Raw genomic sequence first — 4,757 nt, 5'->3', positions numbered from 1 at the left:
CCGGCACCCTCAACGTCACTACGAACCCTTCCTCGCCCGGCCCGGCCTCGAGGGAGCCGCCCAGCAACTCGGCACGCTCCCGCATGCCCAGCAGACCGTACCCGGCGCCCGTCCCGGTCAGTTCGCCCGGCGAGCCGCCCGAGTCCCGCACGTCCAGGGTCACTTCGCGCGGACGGTAGTCGAGCCTGAGCCGCACCTTGGCGCCCGGGGCGTGTTTGCGGACATTCGTCATAGCCTCCTGCGCCACTCTGCGTACGGCCTGGGACGCCTCGGTCGACAAGGCCCTGCGGTCACCCGTGACGGTGATATCGGCGCCTCCGGCCGTGCCCACGAGCTCGTTCAGGAAGTCCTCCAGTGGGGTGAGATCCCCGCGCAGGGCGGAGAGCGCCTGCCGGGTCTCGGAGAGGCCGCCCCGCGCCATCTCCCGTGCCGCGACCACGCGTTCGTGGATCTGCTCCCGTTCCCCTCCCCGCTCGATCAGCAGCCGGGCCGCCTCCAGGTACACGAGCTGGGCCGAGAGGCTGTGCGCCAGCACGTCGTGGATCTCCCGGGCCATGCGGGCCCGTTCCGCGAGCGCGGCCGTCTCCGCCTCGGCCGCGCGCGCCGCCCGCTCCTGGGCGAGGAACCGCTGGGCGCTGCCGCGGGCCTCGGCGTCGAGGCGCAGCGTGTAGCCGGCCAGGGCGATGCCGATGCCGGTGACCACGGTCGTCAGCACGTCGTCGTTGTTGACGAACCCGTACGCGCCGAGTGCCACTGCTGCGGCGCTCAGGGCTGCCGCAGGCGGCAGCCGCTCCAGCGCCGAGACGGCGCAGCCGCACCACATCACCAGGGCAGCGCCGGCGAATCCGGACAGCTGGGCTGCGAGGGCGATGACCTCCAGCAGGGCGAGCGAGGCCAGCGACGGCCACAGACGGTGCCGGAGCGTGGTCCGGAAGAATGCCCAGGCGAGCAGTGCCGCCAGCAGGACTCCCGCAGCACCGGCCGCCGCCTTCCAGCTGCCCGCGTGACTGTCGGCGAAGGCACCCCACAGCAGCAGTCCGAGGACCAGCGTCCGCACCGTCCAGGCCAGCAGACACCGGGAGCGCGAGAGCCCCTCCCGGCTGAGCGCTTCCCGGGAAGGCCAGCGTGTCCAGACGTTCCCCTTCACACGCGCTACCTCCCCACGGACCAGGCCGTGCCGTCACCGTACGCCGCGCTCGAAGCCGCGCCCGGGCGCAGGGACTGCCCACGCCAGGCCAGGATTCCGGCCCGGACGAGCAGGGTGCCGGCGAGCCCCAGCAGCAGGGCGGAGCTGTCCTGGTGCACGCCCACCGCCGCACCGAGGGCGAAGAGACCGGCGCGCAGACCGATTCCGACGGCCCAGACGGCGACGCTCGCCGAGCTGCTCCTGCTCCAGACAGTGCCCTCCGGCTCCGCCCAGATGCGGGTGGTCCAGGCCCAGCCGGCACCGGTGGCCAGGCCGATGAGCAGCTCGGCGCCGAGCAGAAGCGCCGAGGCCATGTGGTGATGGGCGTCGAGCAGGTCGGGCTCGCGCAGCGTGAGGACGACCAGGATCACGGGCAGGAGCCACCAGCGGCGTTCGCTGTCGATCCGGCGCGTACGGAACTGCCGGGCTATCACCACGACGGCAACGAGCACGATCAGCGACGCGTCGATGAGCCCGGACATCACAGCCTCCGTGAGCGAGAAGGGGGTACCGGCAGCGGGCGCTGCCGACGCCTTCGATGCTACGGAAATCGCCAGGTCAGGGGATCGGAGTGTGGGTGGATCACGGGTGGATCCTCGGCCGTGCGTCTCTCCACCCGGGGGTGGAGAGACGCCTTGGCGCGGCTGGGACGGTGCACAGGCACCTCAAGCGTGCCGGACCGCGTTGCGGCACCGACCGGGTCCCCGAACCGCCCGACCGTACCCGGCGGCAGCCGGGTGCCGCGGCTACGCGTCGATCCGCGACCGGTCCAGCGTCGCCGCCGAGTTGGAGATGAACTCCTTGCGCGGCGCCACGTCGTTGCCCATCAGCAGGTCGAAGACCTGCTCGGCGGACTCCAGGTCCGAGAGGTTGATCCGGCGCAGGGTGCGGTGGCGCGGGTCCATCGTCGTCTCGGCCAGCTGGTCGGCGTCCATCTCGCCGAGGCCCTTGTAGCGCTGGATCGAGTCCTTGTAGCGGATGCCCTTGCTCTGGAACTCCATGAGCTTGTCGCGCAGTTCGCGGTCCGAGTACGTGTAGACGTACTTGTCCTGGCCCTTCTTCGGCTGGATGATCTCGATGCGGTGCAGCGGCGGCACCGCCGCGAAGACCCGGCCGGCCTCGACCATGGGCCGCATGTAACGGTGGAACAGCGTCAGCAGCAGGGTGCGGATGTGCGAGCCGTCGACATCGGCGTCGGTCATCATGATGATCTTGCCGTAGCGGGCGGTGTCGATGTCGAAGGTCCGGCCCGAGCCGGCTCCTATGACCTGGATGATCGCGCCACACTCGGCGTTCTTCAGCATGTCCGTCACGGACGACTTCTGAACGTTGAGGATCTTGCCGCGGATCGGCAGCAACGCCTGGAACTCGGAGTTCCGGGCGAGCTTCGCCGTGCCGAGCGCGGAGTCACCCTCGACGATGAAGAGCTCGCTCCGGTCGACGTCGTCGCTGCGGCAGTCGGCCAGCTTGGCGGGCAGTGAGGAGGATTCCAGGGCCGTCTTGCGCCGCTGCGCGTCCTTGTGCTGCCGCGCGGCGATGCGCGTACGGGCCGCGGCGACTGCCTTCTCCATCACGACACGGGCCTGCTGGGCGGCGTCCCGCTTCGTGGACGTCAGGAACCCCTTGAGTTCCTTGGAGATCACCGTGTTCACGATGCGGCGTGCCGCCGAAGTCCCGAGGACCTCCTTGGTCTGCCCCTCGAACTGCGGCTCGGCCAGGCGCACAGTCACGACCGCCGTCAGGCCCTCCAGTGCGTCGTCCTTGACGATGTCGTCCTCGGCGACACGCAGCAGCTTCTTTGCGCGGAGCACCTCGTTCATCGTGGCGGCCACGGCCTGCTCGAAGCCGGCGACATGGGTGCCGCCCTTGGGCGTGGCGATGATGTTCACGAACGACTTGAGGATCGTGTCGTATCCCGTGCCCCAGCGCATCGCCACGTCGACATCGAGCTCACGGGTGACCTGGGTGGGGGTCATCTGACCGTGCTCGTCCAGAACCGGGACGGTCTCCTTGAAGGTGCCCTGCCCGGAGAAGCGGAGGACGTCGCAGACCGGCTTGTCGTTGGCCAGGTACTCGCAGAACTCGCTGATCCCGCCGTCGAAGCGGAAGGACTCCTCGCCCTTGCTGCCGCCCTCGCCGAGCCCGTATTCGTCGCGCACGACGATGGTCAGGCCGGGCACCAGGAACGCGGTCTGCCGCGCGCGCTGGTGCAGCGTCTCCAGATTGAGCTTGGCGTCCTTGAGGAAGATCTGGCGGTCGGCCCAGTACCGCACGCGCGTGCCAGTGCGGGTCTTCGGGACCTTCTTGGCCTTGCGCAGACCACTCTTGGCCTCGAACTTGGCCTCCGCGCCGTTCCCCGCGAAGGCGCCGGGCACACCGCGCCGGAAGCTGATCGCGTGGGTGTGGCCGCTGCGGTCCACCTCGACGTCCAGCCGGGCGGACAGGGCGTTCACCACGGAGGCGCCGACGCCGTGCAGACCGCCGGAGGCGGCGTAGGAGCCACCTCCGAACTTTCCGCCGGCGTGCAGTTTGGTCATGACGACCTCGACACCGGAGAGGCCGGTCTTGGGCTCGACGTCGATCGGGATGCCCCGGCCGTTGTCCCGGACCTCGACCGAGCCGTCGTCCTGAAGGATCACCTCGATGTGGTCGCAGTACCCGCCCAGGGCCTCGTCGACGGAGTTGTCGATGATCTCCCAGACGCAGTGCATCAAACCACGGCTGTCGGTCGACCCGATGTACATACCCGGGCGCTTGCGTACGGCCTCGAGCCCCTCGAGGACGAGCAGGTGCCGCGCGGTGTAGTTGGAACCGTCCCGGTCTGCTCCTGCCAGCAGAGCTGTGGACGGCACGGACGTCTCGGCGGTCACGCGGTTCGCTCCTCGCTGAATTTCAGATGGGGCCCTCATGGGTAAGGGCACGGCTTCAGTCACCGGTGAGAGGGTACCGAGGCCTGGTAGAGCCGTTGTAACGCCACCCTCGTCGAAAACTCACACTAGTCCACAGTCGTATGCATGTTCGATCCCTCGATGGAGTGAAGTACACATCACGTTCCCTTCCAGGCATGAACCATTTAGGCTCCGGGCACGTCCTCATGAACAACCGGCAACCCAGCCGGGAGGACCGACCACCGATACAACGCGAAGCCCCGTAAGACACATAGACACGCAATACGGCACATTCGCCGCCAACCGGCAGCAGACAGCCGCCTCGCAAAGATTCTTTCGAGGAAAAGCCACGAGCGGGAACGTTTTGGGGCTGGTTGGATGTTGACCCTGGTACGACAGCTCGTCGAGCTAGAGAAGAGGCGACGTGACTACTGTTCTGACCCCTGCGAGCCAGCTGACGGCCGCTGATCGCTGCGACCGCTGCGGCGCCCAGGCGTACCTGCGCGTCGTCCTGCTCAGTGGCGGAGAACTGCTCTTCTGCGCCCACCACGGCCGCAAGTTCGAGCCGGAACTCAAGAAGATCGCCGCTGAGATACAGGACGAGACGGAGCGGCTCACGACCGTTCCCGCGAACGCCTCCGAAGAAGAGCGCTGAGACCTCGCGTCCGACGACGAGCCAGCCC

The 4,757-nt window shown here is 68.6% G+C and carries 4 protein-coding genes; 1 reads left to right on the top strand and 3 read right to left on the bottom strand.

Translation table 11 applies throughout. The features are described from left to right. The 3 genes from ABZ281_RS38340 to ABZ281_RS38330 all read right to left on the bottom strand — a co-directional run. The coding region (locus ABZ281_RS38340; RefSeq protein ID WP_356662640.1) for a histidine kinase at positions 1-1,147 on the bottom strand (1,147 nt) is incomplete at its 3' end. 5 nt (positions 1,148-1,152) lie between these two features. Further along, entirely contained in the window at positions 1,153-1,668 is a 516-nt protein-coding gene (locus ABZ281_RS38335) for a DUF1453 domain-containing protein (protein WP_356662639.1), read from the bottom strand. A 264-nt stretch (positions 1,669-1,932) separates the two neighbouring features. Further along, positions 1,933-4,056 carry a DNA topoisomerase IV subunit B gene (locus ABZ281_RS38330; RefSeq protein WP_356662638.1) on the bottom strand — a complete coding sequence of 708 codons (2,124 nt, stop codon included), beginning with the start codon at positions 4,054-4,056 and terminating at the stop codon, positions 1,933-1,935. A gap of 442 nt (positions 4,057-4,498) precedes the next feature. Between ABZ281_RS38330 and ABZ281_RS38325 the strand changes: the two genes are divergently transcribed. After that, a complete protein-coding gene (locus ABZ281_RS38325) occupies positions 4,499-4,729 on the top strand; it encodes a hypothetical protein (protein WP_356662637.1) in 231 nt (76 codons plus the stop codon). The last annotated feature ends 28 nt before the right edge of the window (positions 4,730-4,757 follow it).

The organism is Streptomyces sp. NPDC006265 (assembly GCF_040613555.1).
Classification (GTDB): Bacteria; Actinomycetota; Actinomycetes; order Streptomycetales; family Streptomycetaceae; genus Streptomyces.
This window is presented reverse-complemented; position numbering and strand designations above follow the sequence as displayed.

Coding starts and splice junctions, on each gene's coding strand:
- ABZ281_RS38335 (WP_356662639.1), bottom strand. CDS start 1,668: ATGTCCGGGCTCATCGACGCGTCGCTGATCGTGCTCGTTGCCGTCGTG.